Source organism: Streptomyces sp. NPDC058307 (assembly GCF_042880295.1).
In the GTDB taxonomy this organism is placed as follows: Bacteria; Actinomycetota; Actinomycetes; order Streptomycetales; family Streptomycetaceae; genus Streptomyces.
Genome location: NZ_JBHVYZ010000144.1, coordinates 1 through 3,860 on the forward strand (window position 1 = coordinate 1; position 3,860 = coordinate 3,860).

At 71.9% G+C, this 3,860-nt stretch carries 3 protein-coding genes; 2 read left to right on the forward strand and 1 reads right to left on the reverse strand.

The features are described from left to right. Nucleotides 1-91 precede the first annotated feature (91 nt). Together ACFVYN_RS41100 and ACFVYN_RS41105 are read left to right on the forward strand one after the other, a co-directional pair. Nucleotides 92-1,600 carry a metallophosphoesterase family protein gene (locus ACFVYN_RS41100; protein ID WP_390007977.1) on the forward strand — a complete coding sequence of 503 codons (1,509 nt, stop codon included), beginning with the start codon at nt 92-94 and terminating at the stop codon, nt 1,598-1,600. Nucleotides 1,601-1,704: 104 nt separating this feature from the next. Beyond that, nucleotides 1,705-2,733 (forward strand): LLM class flavin-dependent oxidoreductase, encoded by a 1,029-nt coding sequence (locus ACFVYN_RS41105; RefSeq protein ID WP_390007979.1) that lies wholly within the window; start codon nt 1,705-1,707, stop codon nt 2,731-2,733. A gap of 307 nt (nt 2,734-3,040) precedes the next feature. On the opposite strand, the gene ACFVYN_RS41110 is transcribed toward ACFVYN_RS41105, so the two are convergent. After that, a partial coding sequence (locus ACFVYN_RS41110) for a TauD/TfdA dioxygenase family protein (protein ID WP_390007981.1) occupies nt 3,041-3,860 on the reverse strand: 820 nt, incomplete at its 5' end.

The following is a 3,860-nucleotide window of genomic DNA, read 5'->3' on the forward strand; positions in this document are numbered from 1 at the left end:
TTGGGTTGTGGCCGGGTCCGGCCGGGTGGGGGTGGGCCGGCCCGCCCCCCCCCCCTCCGGGCCTGTTCCAGATCGTTGTTACGGTGCACCGGTGTCAGACTCCTCACGCGATACCGCCGAAGGCGCCGGCTGGGGCTCCGCCCGACTAGGCGAGTACAAGCGGCTGATGCCGCCCAAGGTCGAGAAGATCTCGTGGCTGAACCCCAGGACGCTGTGGTCCGCCCGCAACGGCGTGGTCGCCTCCTGGTTCGGGGACCCCACGGGCCGTACCCGAAACCGCTGGGTGGCTCAGCGCGCGGCGGCCGGCGCACCCGCCGACAAGGTGATCCGGCGCGAGGACCCCGACCGGTTCTCGTTCATGGTCATCGGCGACACCGGCGAGGGCGACGACCCCCAGTACGCCGTCGTACCGGGGTTCCTGAAGATCAGTCAGGACACCCGGTTCGCGGTCGTCGCCAGTGACGTGATCTACCCGGTGGGCAGCGCGGACGACTACGGCACGAAGTTCTTCCGGCCGTACCGGGACTATCCGGCGCCGATCTACGCGATACCCGGCAACCACGACTGGTACGAGGACCTCGGCGCCTTCATGCGCGTCTTCTGCGGTGACGCCCCGCCCCTCGACCCCGAACCCGGGCCCCGCCCCCTGACCCGCGCCTGGCTGCGCTCCCTGCTGTGGCACCGGCGGCGCGCCAACGACGGCCAACACCTCGACGAGGCACGCCGGTTGCGTGCGGAGCCGTCCCAACAGGCCGTCCAGCCGGGCCCGTACTGGGCCGTCGACGCCGGCCCGCTGCGCATCATCGGCATAGACACCGGGCTGCTCGGCACCCTCGACGCCGAACAGGGCGCCTGGCTGCGCGAGGTCTCCCGGGGCCCACGCCCGAAGATCCTCATCACGGGCTCGCCGCTGTACGTGGACGGCGAGCACCACCCCTGCGCCATCGACGGCGGCGGCACGGTCGACGACATCGTGCGCGACCCGGAGCACCACTACGTCGCGTCGATAGGCGGCGACATCCACAACTACCAGCGCTATCCGGTCGACGTGGACGGCCGCACCGTCCAGTACGTCGTCTCGGGCGGCGGCGGCGCGTTCATGCACGCCACGCACACCATCCCGCACGTCTCGATCGCGAACGTCACCGAGAAGGACTTCCGCTGCTATCCCCTGCGCGGCGACTCCCTGGCCTTCTACAGCAGGCTCTACGGCCGCCGGCTGCACCTGCGCCGCTTCTTCACCCTCACCGAGGCCGAGGCCACCGCGGTGATCGCCGAGCGCCTGGGCATCCCGCCGACGCGTGTTCCGGGCGAGGCGCCGCGCCTCACCTTCCGCGTCCGCCTGGTGGCCAGTCTCCTGGGCGCGGGCGGCCGGCCGGACCGCACCTCGCGGTTCCGCCTCCCGGTGCGCAAGATCTACACCCAGCTGTTCTCACCGAGCTCGGCGACGTACAGCCCGCCGTTCTTCAAGTGCTTCCTGCGGCTGGACGTGACCCCGGAGGCGGTGCGGCTGCGCTGCTTCGCGGCCACCGGCAATCTGGCCCAGGAGATCGACCCGCCGGTCGAGGACGAGGTGACCATTCCCCTGACCCGAACTTGACCTTCTCCTTTGCCTTCGCGGCCCGGCGATCGGGAACATCACGCCCGACGGCCGGGTTGGCACAGCCGATACTACTTGATACGTCAAACAACCCGGAGGAGCCCGTGCCGCCGACCCCCCGCCCCCTGCGCAAGCTGGGCTTTCTGACCATCGGCCTGTTCGACGAGGCGGATCCGCGGCCCGGGCACGAGTCCACGCTGGAGATCATCGAGCTGGGCGAGCGGCTCGGCTTCGACAGCGCGTGGCTGCGCCACCGGCATCTCCAGTACGGCATCTCGTCCCCCGTCGCCGTCATGGCGGCGGCCTCGCAGCGCACCAGCCGCATCGAGCTCGGCACGGCGGTGATCCCGCTCGGCTGGGAGAACCCGCTGCGGCTGGCCGAGGACCTGGCCACCGTGGACGTCCTGTCCGGCGGCCGGATCAACCCCGGCGTGAGTGTGGGCCCGCCGATGCACTTCGACGAGGTCAGGGGGGCGCTGTACCCGGACACGTCCGACGTCGAGGACTTCTCCTACGAGCGGGTGCGGCGGCTGCTGGACCTCGTGCGCGGCAAGCCGGCCAGCGACTTCAGCGGGGTGCAGGGCTTCGAGGTCTTCTCGGACCGGGTGCAGCCGCACTCCCCGGGCCTCGGCCGACGGCTCTGGTACGGCGGGGGCAGCGTGAGCTCGGCGCGCTGGGCCGGTGAGCACGGCATGAACTTCCTGACCAGCAGCGTCGTCAAGGCGGAGGGTCCGGAGGGGCCGTACGACTTCGCGGAGATCCAGCTGTCGCACATCCGCGCCTTCCGCGCCGCGCATCCGGACGGCGAGGCGGCCCGGGTGTCCCAGGGTCTCGTGGTGATCCCCACCGACTCGGCGTCGGCGGACCAGCGGGCACGGTACGAGGAGTACGCGGCGAAGCGCACCCCTCGTACCGCCGCACCGCAGGGTCCGGCGCGGTTGATGTTCGCGCCGGACATCGTCGGCACGTCGGAGGAGATCGCCGAACGGCTGCACGCGCACGCCGCGTTCCGCGAGGTGGACGAGGTGGCGTTCGCGCTGCCGTTCACCTTCGAGCACGAGGACTATGTGCAGATCCTCACCGACATGGCGACCAAGCTGGGCCCGGCACTGGGGTGGCAGCCGGGGGCGTAGGCCTGCGGCGGGACGAGGGGGCCGACGGGGCGGCCGGCTCCGCCCGGAGTCGGCCGATCGGGCGCACCCTGGCGCGCCGACGGCTCGGACACCTCACGCAGCCCACGGTCACTCCGACCTCACAACGCGGCCGATGCGGTACCGCCCCCGCGTCCGGGCCTCGCAAGCGACGGCCGCCATGTCCCGCAGTCGCTGAGTGACCAGGACGCGCGACCGGTGTCCCCGGCTCGGCCGATCCCGCGCCATCCCATGCAATCCCCTCAGCAGACACGACCCGACCAGACCCGGTTCGCCGCCCCCGCACCGCTCACCAGCGCCCCGCCTCCGTCCCCGTGATCGCCTCCGACGGCCTTCCGTCCGGTCCCACAGGCACGTCCCCCGCCAGCATCACGCGGTGCATGGTGCGGGGGAAGCCGAGGTGGGTGTTGTCGCTGGGGGCCAGGTGGATGGTGGCGCGGTTGTCCCAGAAGGCCACGCTGCCCGGCTCCCAGCGGAAGCGGACCGTGTACTCGGGGCGGACGGCCTGTTCGAGGAGCATGTCGAGGATGGCCCGGCTCTCGGCGCGGGAGAGGTCGGCGATCTGCTCGACGTAGTAGCCGTTGACGTAGAGGATCCGCTCCCCCGTCTCGGGGTGGACCCGCACCAGCGGGTGCAGGGAGGCCACCTGGTGGTCCAGGAGGTGCCGGAGGTAGGCGTCGTCACCGGGCCGGGGCTGGTACCCGACGCCGAGCCGGTGCTCCACGCGCAGGCCGTCCACGAAGGACCGCACCGGCGCGGACAGTCCGGCGTAGGCGGCGGCGAGGTTGGACCACTGGGTGTCGCCGCCGTACGGCGGTACGGTCTCGGCGCGCAGGATCGTCGCCGCGGGCGGGTCGATCCTGGCGCCGTGGTCGCAGTGCCAGCCGCGCAGCAGGGTGTGCCGCCGGCGTCGCAGCCACTCCTCGTGCTCCATGCCGAACTTCCCGCCCAGCTCCAGGCGGTCGGCGGTCGTCTCCACCTGCGGGAAGTCCGGGGGCGAGGCACTGCCGCGCTTGCGCAGGACGACGGGCTCACCGAACTTCCGGGCGAAGGCCACGTGCCCGGTGTGATCGAGCTTCTGTCCCCGGAAGAAGACCACCTTCCACCGC